Genomic DNA, 17,004 nt, shown 5'->3' with positions numbered 1-17,004 from the left:
CCCTTACTCAAAGAGTTTGCGAATCGCATCCGGCACCGGCAGGGCCTTGAGCCGTCCCGGCTTGTCTGGCCGTTCCGCCGCCCAGACGCGGCGCTCGTAACCTTCCACCGCCTGCACCCCGGCATTGAATACCTTATGCACGACGAGGAAATGCTTCTCACCCCATTCGGGAATGGAGGAATGCACCTCGATCACGTCGCCGAATTTCGACGGGCTGAGGAATTTGGCATTCGCCTCGGCAATCGGGATGCCGACCACGCCATGCTGGTCGAAGATGGTGCGCATATCGATGCCAACGCTTTCCCACAGATGCCGCGTGGAGGCATCGAACCAGGCAAAGTAGCGCGGATAGAACACGATGCGGGCTGGATCGGCATCGCCCCATTCGACGGGCACGCGATGGATGCTGGTTTTCATATTGGTTTGCCTCCCAACTATTTCAGGCATTCTGGCAGCCGGGCCTGCGCGGTCAAGACCGGCAGTCCATTTTTGTTATATAAGACAACAATACTGGAAACCGATTATCGGAATTTCGCCATGTCGATTGTCAGGCCGGCCGATATTGTCTAAACCGGAAGCCATGGCCGCTCCCCGCCGCAAGTCCGCTCCCGTCACAGCCGAAATCCCTGAGGAAAAGCAGCCGGTCGATCTCGGCCTGCTCGACAACCTGCTGGGCTATCGCCTGCGCCGCGCCCAGCTCGCCGTCTTCCAGGATTTCCTGGTCGCGATGAAAGGTTTCGAGTTGCGGCCGGCGCAATTCTCGGTGCTGGCGATCATCGCCGCCAATCCGGGCCTGAAGCAGTCACGCGTCAGCGAGGCACTGGGCATCAACCGCGCCAATTTCGTCGCCCTGCTGGATGAACTGGAGCAGCGCAAGCTGGCCCGCCGCGCCCCGGCACCCGGGGACCGCCGCTCGAACGCATTGTATCTGACGCCCAAGGGCGAAGGTTTCCTGAAGGACGCCTATCGCCACCTGGTGGGCCAGCATGAAAAGCGGGTCGAGGCCGTGCTGGGCAGCGCCGACAAGCAGCTGCTGCTCGGCCTTCTGGATAAACTGACGGCCCTGGCCTAGCGTTTCCGGCCTAGTGTTTCTTGGCCGCGTCGGGATTCTCGATCAGCAGGGCGATCCCCTGCCCGCCGCCGATGCAGGCCGAGGCCACGCCATAGCGCAACCCCGACCGCTTCAACTCCCGCGCCACCGTCACCGACAGGCGCACGCCAGTGGCGCCCAGCGGATGGCCAATGGCAATCGCACCGCCATTCACATTCAGCTTCTCGCGCGGGATGTTGAGCGCGCGCATGCAGGCCATCACCTGCGCGCCGAAAGCCTCATTGATCTCGAAGCGGTCGATCTGATCCACTGAGATGCCAACCTTGGCACAGAGCGCCTGGATCGCCGGCACCGGACCGATGCCCATGATTTCCGGCCGCACCCCCACACTGGCGCCCGCCACCACGCGGCCCAAAGCCGTGCGGCCCTTGGCGCGGAGGTAATTGCCGGACACGACAATGGCGGCGGCGGCACCATCCACCACGGCGGATGAATTGCCACCGGTCTGCACGCCGCCGAAAGCCGGCCGGATCTTGGACAATGCTTCTACGGGCGAGGGCCGCACGTGGCTGTCTTCGCTGATCTCCGGGGCCTTGCGGTTCATCTTGATGCCACGGCTGTTATAGCCCGGCAGGGCGAATTCCTCGCTGGCGACCGGTGCGATCTCGCCCCTGAAATAGCCGTCTGCTTTTGCCTTCACGGCGCGGTCGAAGCTTTCGGCCGCGTAAGAGTCCACTTCCTCACGGGTGATCTGGTATTCCCGCGCCAGATTCTCTGCCGTATCCCCCATCATAATGCCAGGTGCCGGATCAATCAGGGCTTCCCAGAGGAAATCCTTGAACTCGACCTGGCCGAGACGGAAACCGTTGCGATGGGTATAGGCGGCAACCGGATTGCGGCTCATCGACTCCGCGCCCACCACCAGGCCCGTCTCGGTCTGGCCCATGGCAATCTGGCCGGCCGCCTGCATGATCGCCTCAATCCCGGTGCCGCAGACGCGCTGCACCAGATGCGCAGGCACTTCGACCGGCACGCCGGCATAGAGCCCGACATGGCGCGGCAGCATATAGGCATCATAGGAAGCCTGCGCCATGTTGCCCGCCACCACGGTGCCGATATCTGCAGCCGGCATCTCGGCCTTCTTCAGCACTTCCTTGGCCGCCTTGATACCAAGATCAATCGGCGACACGTCAGACAGCGCGCCCATGTAGTCGGCAAACGGCGTGCGCATGCCATCGAGCAGCCAGATATCGTCATAGGCTTGGGCGAGACCGGGTTTAGGCGACATGGGCAATGCTTTCCTTGGCAGTGATGACGCGGGAAGACGGTTGGGCGGCATACAGGTCAGCAACCAGTGCGGCGCGGTGATCGAGCACGGCACGCTGGTTGATCGATCCCTTGTCGGTGACTTCACCGACATCCAGCGAGGGCATCTCATCCATCAGGACAATGCGCTCGATGCGGCTGGCGCTGCCGGTGGCCTGCTGCGCGAAACTCGCCAGCAGCTCGGCGAAACGCCTGCGGACATTCGGGTCATGGGCAACCTCGGCAAGACCGGCGTTGGCCGGCAGATCCGGACAGAGCGCACGGCAGTTATCGAGATCCAGGATCACCAGGCCGGCGAGCGTGTCGCGATCATGGCCCGCGATCACTACGTCGCGCACGAAAGGTGCAAAATGGGCGATAAAGCGGCCGCGCAACGGCCCGACACTGACCCAGGTGCCGCTGGTGAGCTTGAAGTCTTCGGAGATACGGCCATCAAACATCAGGCCCTTCTCGGGCTTGTCGGCGTCAATGAAGCGGGCGGCATCGCCCATCTTGTAATAGCCATCCTCGTCAAAGGCCTTGCCGCTGACCTCGGGCATGCGCCAATAGCCCGGCGTGATGTTGGGGCCACGCACGCGCACTTCCAGCTTCTGGCCGTTCGGCACCAGTTTCAGTTCAAGACCTGGCACCGGCAGACCGATGATGCCGGAGCGGTCGACCGGCCAGTTGGCACAGAGCGCAAAGGGTGCCGTCTCGGTGGAGCCCAGTCCGCTGATGATCGGAATCCGCATGCCGATGGTTTCGACCGCCAGGTCTTCCATCGCGGTCCAGACATGCTGCGGCAGGGCGGCACCGGAGAAAAAGATCATCTTCAGGCGGCTGAAGAAGTTTTCGCGCAGGGCCCGGTCGTCCCGCAGATACGGCACCAGCATCTCAAAGCCCTTGGGGACATTGAAATAGACCGTCGGCGCGATCTCGCGCAGGTTTCGCACCGTGCGCTCGATCAGGGCCGGCACCGGCTTGCCATCGTCGATATAGAGCGAACCGCCATTATAGAGCGTGATACCGATATTATGGTTGCCGCCGAAAGTGTGGTTCCACGGCAGCCAGTCGATGAAGACCGGCGGCTCCTCGGCAAAGACCGGCAGCGACTGCGCGATCATCTGCTGGTTGCTGCACAGCATGCGCTGGGTGTTGATCACGCCCTTGGGCATGCCGGTGGAACCGGAGGTGAAGAGGAATTTCGCCACCGTATCGGGCGTGACAGCGGCATGGGCCTGCTCGACCGCTTCAGCCGGCTGCGATGTCAGCAGCGCATCGAACCCGGTCACGGCCCGGCCGCTGATCGGATTGACCGTCACCACGATTTCCACATCGGCCGGTACGGCGGCATTGAGCGCGGCGGCATAGCGCGTGCCGTCATTGGCGAAGACCAGGCCAGGTTTCAGCAGGCCAAGCACATGCTTGAGTTTGGCATGGTCGGTCGAGACCAGCGCATAAGCCGGGGAAATCGCCGCCGATGGCACGCCGACATACTGCGCCGCCAGAGCCAGCTGTACATGCTCCAGATCGTTGTCGGACAGGATTGCCACCGGCCGGTCGGCCGACAGCTTGCGGTCCAGCAGGGCCTGGCCGATGGCGCGCACATTGCGCAGCAGGCCGGCATAGGTGAGCCGGCGCCATGTTCCATCACCCGCTCGCTGAGCCATGAAAGTGCGCTCAGGGGTCAGCTTGGCCCAATGCAACAGGCGCTCGGTCAGCTTGTCGGGATAGGCATCCAGCGGCTCTGGTGAGCGCATCAGGATGGTGCCATCCGGCAACCGGGTGAATTCAGTATCGGCGCGGCCGTAATTGACCTGGCGATGCGGATGACTCATACGCAGTGACTCCTCCCGAGTCTGTTTTGTCGCCCTCTGCCGGGGCCCCTCTGATGGGGTATGGCCGCCGCGGTACGCGCGGTCGGGCCGGTAGACTTACTTCTTGCCGACCTTGCCGGCGCGCTTCTCGAGGAAATCCTTGATGCGCGTTTTTGCTTCGATATCGGCCTGGGCGATGGAGGAAATCATCGCCTCCATCATGTAGCCGGCTTCTGGTGAGCTGTCGGCAATGCGCGGCAGCGCATGCATAACGGCAAAATTGGTCATCGGCGCATTGGCGGCAATCTTCTGCGCCAGTTCCATCGCCTTGGCCATACCCTCACCCGGACCGACCAGGTATTGCGACAAACCCAGCGCATGGCCTTCTTCGGCGTTATAGACCCGGCCGGTCAGCATCATGTCCATCATGCGGGCCGTGCCGATCAGCTTGGGGATACGCACCGAGCCGCCACCGCCGACAAAGATGCCACGCTGGCCTTCGGGCAGTGCATAGAAGGCCGAGGCTTCGGCCACCCGCACATGAGTGGAGGCCGCCAGTTCCAGGCCACCGCCGATCACAGCGCCATGCAGCACGGAGACCACCGGCACCTTGCCAAACTGGATATGGCGGAAGGACTCATGCCACATGCGCGAATGGAAGACGCCGTCGGTGGAGGACAGCTCCTGGGTCGCACTGAGATCGAGGCCGGCAGAGAAATGCTCGCCTTCGCCATCTAGCACCACCACCTTCACCCCGGTTGGCGGATTCAGGAAAAACGCCTGCAGGCCCAGCACAGTGACATTGTCCAGCGCGTTGCGCTTTTCCACGCGCTGCAGCTTCAGCACGGCAATATCGCCTTCCACGCTGACCGACAGCGTTGGCGGCAGGCCGAGATTGGCAGCAGTGTGGCGGTCGGCGGGATCGAGACGCATGGTGCTTATCTTTTTTGATTGATGTATAATTGTTATGAAGCATAACGATTTCTGCCGGGATGGCAAGACAGCAGAATCCCGCCTGAAAACCCATATTTTCAGGGCTGAATTTTCATGAAATGGCGTGCCGGGGTCGCAGCCAGGCCGGCAGGCCGTCTGGCTGGCAGGCCGTCTGGCTGGCGTCAGGCCAGTGGCTGTGGATCAGGCCATCTGGCGGCGCTAGCCCAGCGAGATGGAGCCATCCTCGGCGATACGCTTGGTGGCACCCTTCCGGGAATGCGAGGTCTCGCGCAACTGCCGCTCGACCGCCTCGAAAACATGGGTCACCACGGCCAACTGGTCGCCCTTGGATTCACGCCGCGCTTCGCTGTCTTTTACGACGATCACCGGACGGCCGCGCAATTCGACTTCGACCGAGATGGCCAGCGGCAGCTTGGCACCACCGGCACTGCGATGCGGGATTTCAGCGACCACGCGGCAGCCAATGATATGGGCATGCTGCTGCAGCCTTTCGACCCGCTGGCGGATCGCTGCTTCAAGGGCAGGTGAGCTTTCCATGTTGCGAAAGACAATCTGTAGCGGCCGTTCCATCCCGGTCTGTGCCATGCGACATCTCCCTTTGCTTCACACAAATCCTACAACTCTTTCGCCATCGACATGTTCCTAAAAACAATGCCGCAGTCTGATTAACTGCGAAAAAAGCAGTAACCTGAGCAGCAAACTCCCTTTCGCTGCTTCAATTCGGAACATCCCGGGGTGCAGTGCGTTTTATCTGCGTCACTGCAACAGACAGGAGCGCATCATGGACAAGGATCGTATCGCAGGTACGGCCAAGCAGGCCAAAGGCAACCTGAAGGAAGGCGTGGGTCGCCTGACCGGAGATGCCAAGCTGAAAGCTGAAGGCAAGGCCGATCAGATCGAGGGCAAACTGCAGAATGCCGTGGGCGGCGCCAAGGATGCCGTGCGGGACGCAGTGAAAAAGCACTGAGCCTTAAACCTCGACCTTGATATCCAAGAAAACCGGACCCTGTGGGCTCCGGTTTTTTTGTTGCCTGCTTGTTACCCGCACCCACAGTTGATGGGTGAAACGCCCAATTAGGCAGCAGCCGCATTCGAACAATTGCCGCCATTCTGAGCCATATCCGGCGCGACTCGTTCAAAATAAGTGGCTGAACTCTGGCACTTTTCTTGCGTATACAGCCTGCATACAAAACCAGCCAGGCCACGTTTCCCATGTCAGTTCCGCTTCCCGCCCCGGCGTCCGCTCCGGCTTTGGCTATCACCGGCGCCAGTGGCTTCATCGGCCTGAATGTGGTCGAGCAGGCGCTTGCCGCTGGCCGCCGCGTGGTGGCCTTCGATCTGCAGCCTTTGCCTGAAGCCGCAAAACACGCATTTGCCGCGCTGCCCGGCAAACTGGTGGAACATGTCGGCGATCTCACCATGGCAGCCGATCGCGCCCGCTTCCTGGCGGAACCCAACATTGCTGCCCTGATCCAGGCCGCCGCCATCACGCCCGATGCCGCGCGTGAGCGCGATGCGCCGGGCTCTGTCTTTGCCGTCAATACAGCTGCCACGCTGGACTGCATCAGCGAGGCTGTCGCGCGCGGCATTCCCCGCATCGTCGCCGTCTCGTCGGTATCGGCCTATGGCATGGTGCCTGACGATTTCGCAGTCATCGATGAAGACACGCCGCTCAAGCCGTTCAATCTTTATGGCCTGTCGAAGCTGGCGCTGGAGCGCGGCCTGGCCCGGCTGCAGCAACTCAAGCCCTTCAACCTGACCATCGCCCGGCTCAGCCCGCAGTTCGGCCGCTGGGAATGGCGCAGCGGCAAGCGCGATGCACTGTCTGCCCTGCTGCAATGCCTGGCACTGGCCCGCAGCGGCCGTGAAGCGGTACTGCCGCGCGATGTCACCATCGACTGGCTCTATGCCGCCGATGCCGGCCGCGCCCTGCTCATGCTGGCCGATGCGGCCAGTGTGCCGTTTGCAGTCTGCAATATCGGCTCCGGCCAACGTTTCCTGATGTCACAGTGGTGTGAGCAGATCGCGCAAGTCCTGCCCGACTTCCAGTGGCGGATCGCCGCCAGTGAAGCCAATGTGATCGTCAATCCGGGCTTCGACCGCGCACCACAGAGCATCGCGCGCATGGCGACCCTTGGCTGGCAGCCCGCACTCGATCTGACCGCTGCATTTACTGATTACAGCACGTTCATCACCCGGCATCCCGCCTTTGCCCCGGAACGGCAATGGCTGGCTGCATCCTGATTACGCGTCATCCGAAGATCCAACCCACGGAGCCTGCCATGACCATGTTAAATCGTCGCGTTTTCCGCCCGCTCAGCCTGTCGCTCGCCGTCATCGCCGCGCTTGGCGCTGTGGCCCTCGCCAAACCTGCCGCAGCGCAGACCACGGTGAAATGGGCCTATGTCTACGAACCCGGCGAACCGCATCACAAGGGCGCGGTTTTCGCCGCCGAGCAGATCGAGAAGCAGACCAACGGCAAGTACAAGATCCAGCTCTTCCCCTCGGCCGTGCTGGGCAAGGAATCCGACCTCAACCAGGGCCTGTCGCTCGGCACTGTCGACATGACGATCAGCGCCGCCAGCTTCCAGGCCCAGGTCGCCAAGCGTATCGGTGTCGCCTACTTCCCCTTCGTGTTCCGCGATTTCGACCATGTGATGGCCTATGCCCGCAGCGACATCTACAAGGAATTCGCCGAGGATTACCGCAAGGCCACCGGCAACCATATCGTGGCACTGACCTACGCCGCCGAGCGCCAGGTCACCTCCAACAAGCCGGTGCTCAAGCCTGAAGACATGCGCGGCCTGAAGATTCGCGTGCCCGATGCCGCCGCCTACATGGCCTTCCCCAAGGCGCTGAGTGCCAATCCGACGCCGATCGCGCTGGCCGAGGTGTATCTGGCGCTGCAGAGCGGCGTGGTCGATGCCCAGGAGAATGCCTTCAACACCATCTGGTCGCGCAAGTTCCATGAAGTGCAGAAGCACATCATGCTGACCGGGCATGTGATCGACTCGCTCAACTCAATCATCAGTGGCGGCCTGTGGGCAAAACTCTCGCCCGATGACCGCAAGATCTTCGTGGCGGCGATGCAGGCCGGCGCCCTGCTCGCCAGCCAGCAGATCCGTGAACAGGACACCCAGCTGATGAACGAGATCAAGAAGCTGAATGTCACCACCATTCACACCGTCGACAAGGAAGCCTTCCGCAAGGCGGTGCTGGCCAACTCCAAGCCGGAGGATTTCGGCTATCAGCGCAATGATTACGACCGCATCCTGGCGCTGAAGTAAGGCGGGCGCCGGGCATGACCGAGACCAAGCCGCCTCCCGGTATTGAAGAGGCCGTGCTCGACGAGCACGGCCAGTTCAACATTGCCGATGCCGAAGTCGACCTGAAGCCCTACCGCTTCGAGGACTGGCTCGCCATGGGCATCTTCTGGGTGCTCGGCGCCACCGTCTTCTACCAGTTCTTCACCCGCTACCTGCTCAACGATTCCGCCGCCTGGACCGAAGAGATCGCACGCTATCTGCTGATCTGCGTCGTTTTCATCGGCGCCGTCGGCGCCGTGCGCAAGAACAACCATATCCAGGTCGATTTCTTCTATCACATCCTGCCGGCAAAGCTGGTGCGGGGCATGTCGACCGTGATCGACCTGCTGCGCATCAGCTTCTTCGCCTATGCCTGCTGGATGACATGGAACCTGATTCAGCGCATCGGCTTCCAGCCGATGTCGGTGGTCGATCTGCCGATGGGCATTGTCTACAGCGTGGTTCTGCTGGGCTTCGTGCTGATGACCGGCCGCGCCGTGCAGGTGGCCATCACCCATTGGCGCCAGGGCTACAGTGTGCTTGAACGCCCCGATACGAACTGAGGTCCGCCGTGAGTGCCACCGCCTTCAAGCTGATGTTCCTGGCCCTGATGGGATCGGGCATTCCCGTCGCCATCGCCATGGCCGGTGCCGCGCTGATCTACATCATGAGCACGGGTATCGCACCGGATTTCGTGGTGATCCACCGGATGTTTTCCGGCCTCGACAGCTTTCCGCTGCTGGCCGTACCATTCTTCATCATGGCTGGCAACCTGATGAATTCCGCCGGTATCACCAATCGCATCTACAATTTCGCGCTTGGTCTGGTCGGCTGGATGCGCGGCGGCCTGGGCCATGTGAACGTGGTCGGTTCGGTGATCTTTGCCGGCATGTCGGGCACCGCGGTGGCCGATGCCGCCGGCCTCGGCACCATCGAGATCCGCGCCATGAAGGAACATGGCTATGACGTGGAATTCGCCGTCGGCATCACCGCGGCGTCTGCCACGCTGGGGCCGATCATTCCGCCATCCCTGCCCTTCGTGATCTACGGCATGATGGCCAGCGTCTCGATCGGCCAGCTTTTCCTGGCCGGCATCCTGCCCGGCGTGGTGATGGCGGCACTGATGATGCTGACCGTCAGTTTCTTTGCCTGGCGCAACAAATGGGGTGGCGACATTCCGTTTGAATGGCGCCGCATCCTAGGCGTCTTCACCGAACTCGCCGTGCTGATCCTGATGCCCACGCTGGTCTTCTTCGCCATCGACTGGGGTGCCCCGCCGCGGACGACCGTGATCGTCGCGCTGGTCCTGCTGCTGGTGATGGACAAGGTCTTCCGCTTTTCCGCCGTCCTGCCGCTGCTGACCCCCATCCTGCTGATCGGCGGCATGACCTCGGGGCTGTTCACCGCCACCGAAGGCGCCATCGCCGCCTGCGTCTGGGCGCTGTTCCTCGGCCTGGTCTGGTACCGCACCCTGAACTGGAAGATGTTCGTCAAGGCATCGCAGGAGACCGTGGAGACCACCGCGACGGTCTTGTTCATCGTATCGGCAGCATCCGTCTTCGGCTGGGTGCTGGCCGCATCGCGCACCACCGAAATGATTGCCCAGTGGGTGCTCGATTTCACCAGCAACCCGATGATGTTCCTGCTGCTGGTCAATATCCTGATGCTGTTTGTCGGCTGCTTCCTCGAACCCACCGCCGCGATCACCATCCTGACACCGATCCTGCTGCCCATCGTGCTCAAGCTCGGCATCGACCCGGTGCATTTCGGCCTGGTGATGGTGCTGAACCTGATGATCGGCCTGCTGCATCCGCCGATGGGGCTGGTGCTGTTCGTGCTGGCGCGCGTGGCCAATCTCAGTCTCGAACGCACGACAATGGCCATCCTGCCCTGGCTGGCACCCTTGCTGCTCAGCCTCGGGCTGGTAACCTATTTCCCCGCGATCAGCCTGTGGCTGCCGCAACTGATGAAATGAACCGAGGCCCGTTGTGTTGAGAAAAAACAGCCTTAAGCCCCGCCTGCTCGCCGGTGAACAGGTGCTCGGCCCCTGGGTGACGCTGGATAATGCGGCGACCAGCGAAATTTTCGGCCTTGCCGGTTTCGACTTCGTCATCATCGACCAGGAGCATGGCCGCGGCACACCGGAAACCCTGGTCGGGCATCTGCAGGCGCTGTCGAACAGCACAACGACCTGCCTGGTGCGCGTGCCCTCCCACGACCCGGTCTATCTGAAGAAGGTGATGGATGTTGGCGTCGAGGGCGTGGTGATCCCGAATGTGCAGTCGGCTGGCGAGGCCAAGGCACTGGTCGCGGCCTGCCGCTATCCGCCGCGCGGCGTACGCGGCTCCGCCATCGGCCAGATCCGCGCTTCCAATTATGGCCTGGATGGCCCGGCCTATCGCAAGGCGGCCGATGACAACCTGCTGATCGTCTGCCAGATCGAAACCGCCACGGCCGTCGATGCCATTGCCGAGATCGCCGCCGTGGACGGCGTGGATGCACTGTTTGTCGGGCCGTTCGACCTGTCGGGTTCGATCGGCCATCTGGGCGAGTTCGACCACCCCGATGTGATTGCGCTGCTGGCGAAAGCCGAAGCAGCGCTGAAAAAGACCGGCAAGCCATTCGGCACCGTGCCGCGCATCGGCATGACCTGGGCCGATATGTTCGCGCTGGGCTATACGATGGTGACGGCGGACAATGACGTGGTGCGCCTGCGCGACACCGCGATGACCGATATCGCGCGGTTCCGGGCCAGGGCCCGCTAGGCACTTATGATTGAAGGATTGGTGGTGCCCCAGGCCGGACTTGAACCAGCACACCCTTGCGGATAACAGATTTTGAGTCTGTCGCGTCTACCAATTTCACCACTGGGGCAACGCGGGCCGGATATTACCGAACGCCACGCCTGAATCAACTGCCGGACCGCTGACGAAAACTCCCGGTAAACACCGATTTGTCATGGCCCTGCGACTGCCCGGCGCATGGACAAGCCGCCAAGCCTCCGGCATACACGATACCCGTCTCCGGAGATCGACAGAACCGTGTTCCGCAGCCTCTATGACTGGACCATGCGCCAGGCCGCCCGGCCCAATGCCAACCGGGCGCTTGCCGTGGTGTCCTTCCTCGAAAGCTCGATCTTTCCCATCCCACCGGATGTGATGCTGATCCCGATGTGCCTGGCCAACCGCCAGCGCGCTTTCTACTACGCCTTCATCTGCACCGTTGCCTCAGTGATCGGCGGCCTGTTCGGCTATGCCATCGGCTATTTCCTGCTCGAAACGCTGGGCCGCTGGGTGATCGACCTCTACGGCTATGGCGAGAAATGGCAGGCCTTCGAGGCAGCCTATGCCGAATGGGGCGTGTGGATCATCCTGATCAAGGGCCTGACGCCGATCCCCTACAAGATCGTCACCATCGCCAGTGGCGCGGCGCATTTCAGCTTGGGCGTGTTCATCATCGCCTCGATCGTGACCCGCGGCCTGCGATTCTTCCTGGTTGCCGGCCTGCTGCGGGCCTTCGGCGAACCGATCCGCGACTTCATCGAGAAGCGACTCAATATCCTCGGCATCATCTTCGTGGTCGCGCTGGTTGGCGGTTTCGTCGCCGTGCGCTATCTCTTCTGATCATGATCGACAGCCTGCTCAAACCTGATCGCTCCGGCCTGCTGGTCGCCCTGGCGGCCGGCGGCACGCTGGCGCTGGTGCTGATTGCACAATATGGCTTCGGCCTGCCGCCCTGCGAGATGTGCCACTGGCAGCGCTGGCCGCATATTGCCGCATTGGTCTTCGGCCTCGCCGCCCTGGCACTGCCACGCTGGCGCGCCCCTCTGCTCGGGCTGGCAGCCCTCAGCTTTGCCATCACCGGGGCTATTGGCGTTTTTCATGCCGGCGTCGAATGGAAATGGTGGCAGGGCCTGACCAGCTGCAGCAGCACCTCCACCGCCACCACGCTGGAAGACCTGCGCGCCCAGCTGATGGCAGCCCCTGTGGTGCGCTGCGACGAGGCCGCGATCCGCGTGCTGGGCCTCTCCATGGCCGGCTGGAATGCGCTGTGGTCGGCCGCCCTTGCCGCTTTCGCCCTGCTGGCCGCAAGGCGCGCCGCACAAGGAACCCCGTGATGCAGAAACGGCGACTGGCTGGCGATCCCGATCCGCGCGCCCAGCTGGAGCGTATCCTGCGTGTCGATCATGCCGGTGAGTATGGCGCCAAGCGGATTTACGAAGGCCAGCTTTCCGTACTGAAGACGGCGCCCTCGACGCCGACCATCCGCCATATGCTGAAGCAGGAGCTGGAGCATCTGGATACGTTTAACCGCCTGCTGCCGCAGCGCCGGGTGCGCCCCACCCTGCTGACCCCGCTGTGGCATGTCGGCGGCTTTGCCATGGGGGCAGCCACCGCCCTGCTGGGCGAGAAGGCGGCGATGGCCTGCACCGAGGCGGTCGAGGAAGTGATCGACGCGCATTACGCCCGGCAGGTCGAAGCCCTCGGTGATGCCGAGCCGGAACTGCGCGCCACGATCGAGAAATTCCGCGCCGACGAGATCGAGCATCGCGATACGGCGCGCAACGAAGGCGCCAGCGAGGCGCCGGCCTATCCGCTGCTGTCGCGCGGCATCAAGGCGATCACGCGCGGCGCCATCTGGCTGTCCGAGCGCGTTTAAAGCCCGTTGCTCTTTCTGGGGCCTTACGGCTCCAGCTCGCTGTCCCAGTAGAGAAAGTCGCGCCAGCTCTCATGCAGGAAGTTGGGCGGGAAGCCGCGGCCATTGCGCTGCAGCTCCTGCACGGTCGGCATATGCGGACGGATGCGCGGATGCATGTGGCAGTCGTTGGGCATGCGGCCGCCCTTGGTGAGATTGCAGGGCGCGCAGGCCGCCACCACATTGTCCCAGCGGGTGAGGCCGCCGCGCGAGCGCGGGATCACATGATCGAAGGTCAGTTCATGCCGGCTGCCGCAATACTGGCAGGAGAACCGGTCACGCAGGAACAGGTTGAACCGGGTGAAGGCCGGCCGCCGTGCCGGAGCGATATAGCGCTTGAGCGCCACCACGCTGGGCAGCCGCATGCGGAAGCTGGGAGAGCGGATTTCCTGATCGTATTCGGAGAGGATGGTCACGCGATCCATGCAGACCGCCTTGACCACTTCCTGCCAGGGCCAGACCGACAGCGGGAAGTAAGACAGCGGCTGATAATCCGCATTCAGAACCAACGCCGGACAACTCTCAGGGTTCATTGCTTCCCCAGTTCCGCTACGACGTATTCCCCTTACCATATGCGGGGTTACCGCGTTATGACAACCACCTTATTTTGTAAGCTGGCCGGGTTATCCACACCGGGCGGGCAGAGTCTATGTAGCGCGGGCCAGCGATTCGGCGAGGAAGGCGCCGCCGAGCGCCAGTCCCGGGCCATCGATGCCATGGCCCAGTCCCCGGCTGACATGGAAACGGGCGGGGCAGCCGGCCGCGTTCAGTGCGTTCAGTGCCGCATGCATGGCCTCGATCGGCACCACCTCGTCGGCATCGCCATGGATCAGCAGGATCGGCGGCCGACCGCGAATCTGCTGCTCCAGGCCGGCACCGCCCAGCAACGCCCCGGAATAGCCCAGGATGGCAGCCGGAGCGGGGGCGCGGCGCAGGCCGAGATGCAGGGCCATCATGGTGCCCTGGCTGAAGCCCACCAGGGCCAGATCGCCCGGTCCGAGATGGTGCCGACTGAGTTCGGCATCCACAAACTGCTCCAGCGCCGGCGCCACCTGTTCGGCGGCGCGCTGCATGGTGGCATAGACTGCCGCGGTCTGGTGCGGGTCGCGGCGCAACAGGTTCGGGTCATAGGCATCGAGTGCAAACCACTGCCGGCCGCCGCCCATGCCGGGCGGAAAGCCGGGGATCATCGCCGGCGCATGCGGCGCGACAAAGGCCGCCTCGGGCAATGTGCTGCGCCATTGCGCCCCCAGTTCGATCAGGTCGTCGCCATCGGCGCCATAGCCGTGGATCAGCACCACCAGCTTGCGGGCGGGGCCTTTGGCCGGGGCCAGGCGGGGGCCGTCGATCATGCCGTCTTCTCCTCCACTCGATCGGTGGTGGCGCGTTTGGCCGTCACGGCGTAATAGCGCCATAACAGCCGGGCGGCGACGCCGCGATGCGGCCGCCAGGCCTCGGCCATTTTATCCATCTTCTTCACATCCGGCCGCGTCTTCAGACCGAACAGCCGCTTCATGGCCTCCTGCAAGGCCACATCATGCGCTGGCCAGATATCCTCACGATCCAGCGCGAACATCAGGAAAATCTCCGCCGTCCAGCGGCCGATGCCCTTCACTTCGGTCAGCATCGTCATCGCGGCGCTGTCCTCCAGCTTTGGCAAGAGGTTGAAATCGATCGCGCCGCTTTTTGCCGCCTGCGCCATGTTGCGCACATAGCGCACCTTCGGGCCGCTCAGGCCGCAGGCGCGCAGGCGCGGCTCGCTCAGTTTCAGAAGCCGTTCCGGGCTGAACACGCCATTGGCACGGCCTTGCACGGCAGCTTCCAGCCGGCCCCAGATGGTGGCGGCTGCGGCGACTGAAATCTGCTGCTCGATGACGATGCGGCACAGATTGGCAAAATCGGCTGGCCGGCGACGGTCGGCAATAAAACCGACGGCAGAGAAAGCCTCGGCAAACCGTGGCTCACGGGCACAGAGCTGCTCCAGCGCCGCTTTGGTGCGCTTGCGGATGTCGGGCTTTGCGGGAGGCGGAAGGTTTGCCATAAGCTATCGCATGAGAATCGCCCATGCAGTCTGACACCGTTACACGCTGTGCGCCAAGCCCGACCGGCTATCTGCATGCCGGGCACGCCTATGCGGCCGGCATCGCCTGGCTGCGCGCACGCCAGGCCCATGGCCGCTTCCTGCTGCGCATCGAGGATATCGACACCACGCGCTGCCGGCCGGAACTCACCGATGCCATCTTCGAGGATCTCGCCTGGCTGGGTCTGAGCTGGGAACAGCCCGTGCGCCGGCAGTCGCAGCATTTTGCCGAGTATGCCGCAGCGCTCGACAGTTTGCGCCAGCGCGACCTGCTCTATCCCTGTTTCTGCACCCGCAAGCAAATCCAGGCCGAGATCAATGCAGCAGGTCAGGCGCCGCATGGCTTTGAGGGCGCTGTCTATCCCGGCACCTGCCGGCATTTGAGCGGTGCCGAACGCGAGGCGCGCATGGCGGGCGGCGAGGCTTATGCATTGCGCCTCGACATGGCAGCAGCCTGTCAGCAGGCCGGCCGCTGGCCGCTGCACTGGCATGACGAAACCGCAGGCGCGCAAAGCGTAACGCCGGATCTGTTGATCCAGGGCTTCGGCGATGTGGTGCTGGCGCGCAAGGAGATCCCGGCCAGCTATCACCTCTGCGTCAGCCATGATGATGTCCTGCAGGGCATCACGCTGGTAACGCGCGGCAGCGACCTGTTTGCCGCCACCCATCTGCACCGCCTGCTGCAGGCCCTGTTCGGCTGGCCGGTGCCGGATTATGCGCATCATCCTCTGCTGCTGGATGACAGCGGCGAACGACTGGCCAAGCGCAAGAATGCGCCGACGCTGCGCGACCAGCGCGCCGCCGGCGTCACGCCGGCCGCTCTGTGGCAACAGGTGGGCCTCGATCCTGCCAGCTTCGGGGGCTGACACTCAGCGGCGGGTGCTGACCCGCTTGCGCGTTTCAGGATCTAGCCATTCAAGCATCGGCTTCAGCCAGGGCTCATCGGGATGCGCCGCGAGAATGCGGTCGATATCCGCGACCAGCCGTGCCGCCGTCGGTGTACGGTTGCAGGTGACGCCACCATCGTTGAAAGGTGGCAGCTCGGCGATCGGCAAGGTGGCAAGCACCGGCGCGGTCTGCTCCTGCCGGGCCAGCCAGATCGCCTCAAACGGATAAAGCAGAACCCAGTCGACCCGGTTGGCGGCGAGCATGGAAACCATGCCGCTTGTTTTCGGCAGCCGCGCGACCGGTGCTGATGGCGGTGCCGCGCGCAACAGGGCATCGAGCGCCGGTCCGTAGGAGCGGTTTTCGTTGAACACGCCGTCGAGCTGGGTCTGCTCCAATACACGACGGAATTCGATCATACCACGGCTGTCGCGGAGCGGCGCGAAGGCCGCCACGTCACTGCTGCGCACCACAAGGCCAAGCGCCGGCATACGCATGATATCGCGGCTGATCAGGAACTGCGTTTCCCGGGCAGGTGTGCGCAGCAGGTTGCTGGTGCAGATGGTGGCAAGCGGGTCTTCCATCTGCTTGAGCAGGCGGGCCAGCGGCAGGGTGCGGATCTCGTGGCTGTAGTCTGCCGGCAGGCGTTCGATCAGCCAGGCCATGGCCTGGTCCCCGAAGCCCTTGCCGCTCGACGTGAAAACCGGCGGCCATTCGGTCTTCAGCCACAATACGGAACCCGGGGCCAGGGCATCGCGCGATCCGCTATCTTTCCCCTGCGCTTGCGCGGAGCCCATGGGCAGGAGGACAAGCAGCGCAAGGATGAGCGCACGAAAGAGAATGCCTGGGCGCATTATGCCTCAGTCAAATCAACCAATGGCATAGCAACAGGCAGCAGGACCGGACGCGGGG

At 63.2% G+C, this 17,004-nt stretch carries 20 protein-coding genes and 1 tRNA gene; 11 read left to right on the top strand and 10 right to left on the bottom strand.

Going from position 1 to position 17,004, the window contains the following annotated elements; translation table 11 throughout:
* Positions 1-3 precede the first annotated feature (3 nt).
* Positions 4-417 carry an acyl-CoA thioesterase gene (locus AAG821_RS08200; RefSeq protein ID WP_341914476.1) on the bottom strand — a complete coding sequence of 138 codons (414 nt, stop codon included), beginning with the start codon at positions 415-417 and terminating at the stop codon, positions 4-6.
* Between the two features lie 163 nt (positions 418-580).
* Between AAG821_RS08200 and AAG821_RS08195 the strand changes: the two genes are divergently transcribed.
* On the top strand, positions 581-1,072 hold the full coding sequence (locus tag AAG821_RS08195; protein WP_341914478.1) for a MarR family transcriptional regulator: 492 nt from the start codon (positions 581-583) through the stop codon (positions 1,070-1,072).
* 10 nt (positions 1,073-1,082) lie between these two features.
* On the opposite strand, the gene AAG821_RS08190 is transcribed toward AAG821_RS08195, so the two are convergent.
* The 4 genes from AAG821_RS08190 to AAG821_RS08175 form a co-directional block, all read right to left on the bottom strand.
* Entirely contained in the window at positions 1,083-2,339 is a 1,257-nt protein-coding gene (locus AAG821_RS08190; protein WP_341914480.1) for a thiolase family protein, read from the bottom strand.
* Complete coding sequence (locus AAG821_RS08185) at positions 2,329-4,194, bottom strand: feruloyl-CoA synthase (RefSeq protein WP_341914482.1); 1,866 nt, start codon at positions 4,192-4,194, stop codon at positions 2,329-2,331. The genes AAG821_RS08190 and AAG821_RS08185 overlap by 11 nt, the downstream gene beginning before the upstream one ends.
* A gap of 96 nt (positions 4,195-4,290) precedes the next feature.
* A complete protein-coding gene (locus tag AAG821_RS08180) occupies positions 4,291-5,106 on the bottom strand; it encodes a crotonase/enoyl-CoA hydratase family protein (protein ID WP_341914484.1) in 816 nt (271 codons plus the stop codon).
* Between the two features lie 219 nt (positions 5,107-5,325).
* A complete protein-coding gene (locus AAG821_RS08175; protein WP_341914486.1) occupies positions 5,326-5,712 on the bottom strand; it encodes an HPF/RaiA family ribosome-associated protein in 387 nt (128 codons plus the stop codon).
* A gap of 196 nt (positions 5,713-5,908) precedes the next feature.
* Between AAG821_RS08175 and AAG821_RS08170 the strand changes: the two genes are divergently transcribed.
* The 6 genes from AAG821_RS08170 to AAG821_RS08145 all read left to right on the top strand — a co-directional run bounded on the left by AAG821_RS08170 (position 5,909) and on the right by AAG821_RS08145 (position 11,197).
* Positions 5,909-6,094: a CsbD family protein gene (locus AAG821_RS08170; protein WP_341914488.1), complete on the top strand. Its 186-nt coding sequence runs from the start codon at positions 5,909-5,911 to the stop codon at positions 6,092-6,094.
* Between the two features lie 245 nt (positions 6,095-6,339).
* Positions 6,340-7,371, top strand: a complete 1,032-nt coding sequence (locus AAG821_RS08165) for an NAD(P)-dependent oxidoreductase (protein ID WP_341914490.1) — start codon at positions 6,340-6,342, stop codon at positions 7,369-7,371.
* 38 nt (positions 7,372-7,409) lie between these two features.
* Entirely contained in the window at positions 7,410-8,414 is a 1,005-nt protein-coding gene (locus AAG821_RS08160; RefSeq protein ID WP_341914492.1) for a sialic acid TRAP transporter substrate-binding protein SiaP, read from the top strand.
* A 14-nt stretch (positions 8,415-8,428) separates the two neighbouring features.
* Positions 8,429-8,995 carry a TRAP transporter small permease gene (locus AAG821_RS08155; RefSeq protein WP_341914493.1) on the top strand — a complete coding sequence of 189 codons (567 nt, stop codon included), beginning with the start codon at positions 8,429-8,431 and terminating at the stop codon, positions 8,993-8,995.
* An 8-nt stretch (positions 8,996-9,003) separates the two neighbouring features.
* Positions 9,004-10,407, top strand: a complete 1,404-nt coding sequence (locus tag AAG821_RS08150; protein WP_341914494.1) for a TRAP transporter large permease — start codon at positions 9,004-9,006, stop codon at positions 10,405-10,407.
* 13 nt (positions 10,408-10,420) lie between these two features.
* A complete protein-coding gene (locus AAG821_RS08145; protein WP_341914496.1) occupies positions 10,421-11,197 on the top strand; it encodes an aldolase/citrate lyase family protein in 777 nt (258 codons plus the stop codon).
* A 22-nt stretch (positions 11,198-11,219) separates the two neighbouring features.
* Here the strand turns inward: AAG821_RS08145 and AAG821_RS08140 are convergent.
* A tRNA-Leu gene (locus tag AAG821_RS08140) sits at positions 11,220-11,306 on the bottom strand.
* 167 nt (positions 11,307-11,473) lie between these two features.
* Between AAG821_RS08140 and AAG821_RS08135 the strand changes: the two genes are divergently transcribed.
* The 3 genes from AAG821_RS08135 to AAG821_RS08125 are packed head-to-tail and all read left to right on the top strand — an operon-like array spanning position 11,474 to position 13,091.
* A complete protein-coding gene (locus AAG821_RS08135; RefSeq protein ID WP_341914498.1) occupies positions 11,474-12,055 on the top strand; it encodes a YqaA family protein in 582 nt (193 codons plus the stop codon).
* A 2-nt stretch (positions 12,056-12,057) separates the two neighbouring features.
* Entirely contained in the window at positions 12,058-12,549 is a 492-nt protein-coding gene (locus AAG821_RS08130) for a disulfide bond formation protein B (protein ID WP_341914500.1), read from the top strand.
* Entirely contained in the window at positions 12,549-13,091 is a 543-nt protein-coding gene (locus AAG821_RS08125) for a demethoxyubiquinone hydroxylase family protein (RefSeq protein WP_341914502.1), read from the top strand. Before AAG821_RS08130 ends, AAG821_RS08125 begins: the two co-directional genes overlap by 1 nt.
* A gap of 23 nt (positions 13,092-13,114) precedes the next feature.
* Here AAG821_RS08125 and AAG821_RS08120 read toward each other — a convergent pair whose 3' ends face one another.
* From AAG821_RS08120 to AAG821_RS08110, 3 genes are all read right to left on the bottom strand, one after another.
* On the bottom strand, positions 13,115-13,660 hold the full coding sequence (locus tag AAG821_RS08120; RefSeq protein WP_341914504.1) for an HNH endonuclease: 546 nt from the start codon (positions 13,658-13,660) through the stop codon (positions 13,115-13,117).
* A 114-nt stretch (positions 13,661-13,774) separates the two neighbouring features.
* Positions 13,775-14,479, bottom strand: a complete 705-nt coding sequence (locus tag AAG821_RS08115) for a dienelactone hydrolase family protein (protein ID WP_341914506.1) — start codon at positions 14,477-14,479, stop codon at positions 13,775-13,777.
* Entirely contained in the window at positions 14,476-15,168 is a 693-nt protein-coding gene (locus AAG821_RS08110; protein ID WP_341914508.1) for a DNA-3-methyladenine glycosylase, read from the bottom strand. The genes AAG821_RS08115 and AAG821_RS08110 overlap by 4 nt, the downstream gene beginning before the upstream one ends.
* Before the next feature lie 23 nt (positions 15,169-15,191).
* Between AAG821_RS08110 and gluQRS the strand changes: the two genes are divergently transcribed.
* The gene (gene gluQRS, locus AAG821_RS08105) at positions 15,192-16,073 is read left to right on the top strand and encodes a tRNA glutamyl-Q(34) synthetase GluQRS (protein ID WP_341914509.1); all 882 of its coding nucleotides are present in this window, start codon (positions 15,192-15,194) and stop codon (positions 16,071-16,073) included.
* Between the two features lie 3 nt (positions 16,074-16,076).
* Here the strand turns inward: gluQRS and AAG821_RS08100 are convergent, their stop codons facing one another.
* Positions 16,077-16,946, bottom strand: coding sequence for a hypothetical protein (locus AAG821_RS08100; protein WP_341914511.1), 870 nt, complete (start codon positions 16,944-16,946; stop codon positions 16,077-16,079).
* Positions 16,947-17,004: the final 58 nt, after the last annotated feature.

Origin of the sequence: Ferrovibrio terrae (genome assembly GCF_943372915.1) — a bacterium.
Classification (GTDB): Bacteria; Pseudomonadota; Alphaproteobacteria; order Ferrovibrionales; family Ferrovibrionaceae; genus Ferrovibrio; species Ferrovibrio terrae_A.
Note: the sequence above shows the minus strand (reverse complement) of the source record. Positions and strands in the feature narration are given on the sequence as shown.

Excerpts from the sequence above, each read along its gene's own strand:
- AAG821_RS08185 (WP_341914482.1), bottom strand. The coding sequence starts at position 4,194 with ATGAGTCATCCGCATCGCCAGGTCAATTACGGCCGCGCCGATACTGAA.
- AAG821_RS08125 (WP_341914502.1), top strand. The coding sequence starts at position 12,549 with ATGCAGAAACGGCGACTGGCTGGCGATCCCGATCCGCGCGCCCAGCTG.
- AAG821_RS08115 (WP_341914506.1), bottom strand. The coding sequence starts at position 14,479 with ATGATCGACGGCCCCCGCCTGGCCCCGGCCAAAGGCCCCGCCCGCAAG.
- AAG821_RS08165 (WP_341914490.1), top strand. The coding sequence starts at position 6,340 with ATGTCAGTTCCGCTTCCCGCCCCGGCGTCCGCTCCGGCTTTGGCTATC.
- AAG821_RS08175 (WP_341914486.1), bottom strand. The coding sequence starts at position 5,712 with ATGGCACAGACCGGGATGGAACGGCCGCTACAGATTGTCTTTCGCAAC.
- AAG821_RS08130 (WP_341914500.1), top strand. The coding sequence starts at position 12,058 with ATGATCGACAGCCTGCTCAAACCTGATCGCTCCGGCCTGCTGGTCGCC.
- AAG821_RS08160 (WP_341914492.1), top strand. The coding sequence starts at position 7,410 with ATGACCATGTTAAATCGTCGCGTTTTCCGCCCGCTCAGCCTGTCGCTC.
- AAG821_RS08170 (WP_341914488.1), top strand. The coding sequence starts at position 5,909 with ATGGACAAGGATCGTATCGCAGGTACGGCCAAGCAGGCCAAAGGCAAC.
- AAG821_RS08155 (WP_341914493.1), top strand. The coding sequence starts at position 8,429 with ATGACCGAGACCAAGCCGCCTCCCGGTATTGAAGAGGCCGTGCTCGAC.
- AAG821_RS08100 (WP_341914511.1), bottom strand. The coding sequence starts at position 16,946 with ATGCGCCCAGGCATTCTCTTTCGTGCGCTCATCCTTGCGCTGCTTGTC.
- AAG821_RS08190 (WP_341914480.1), bottom strand. The coding sequence starts at position 2,339 with ATGTCGCCTAAACCCGGTCTCGCCCAAGCCTATGACGATATCTGGCTG.
- AAG821_RS08120 (WP_341914504.1), bottom strand. The coding sequence starts at position 13,660 with ATGAACCCTGAGAGTTGTCCGGCGTTGGTTCTGAATGCGGATTATCAG.
- AAG821_RS08180 (WP_341914484.1), bottom strand. The coding sequence starts at position 5,106 with ATGCGTCTCGATCCCGCCGACCGCCACACTGCTGCCAATCTCGGCCTG.
- AAG821_RS08200 (WP_341914476.1), bottom strand. The coding sequence starts at position 417 with ATGAAAACCAGCATCCATCGCGTGCCCGTCGAATGGGGCGATGCCGAT.
- AAG821_RS08195 (WP_341914478.1), top strand. The coding sequence starts at position 581 with ATGGCCGCTCCCCGCCGCAAGTCCGCTCCCGTCACAGCCGAAATCCCT.
- gluQRS (WP_341914509.1), top strand. The coding sequence starts at position 15,192 with ATGCAGTCTGACACCGTTACACGCTGTGCGCCAAGCCCGACCGGCTAT.
- AAG821_RS08110 (WP_341914508.1), bottom strand. The coding sequence starts at position 15,168 with ATGGCAAACCTTCCGCCTCCCGCAAAGCCCGACATCCGCAAGCGCACC.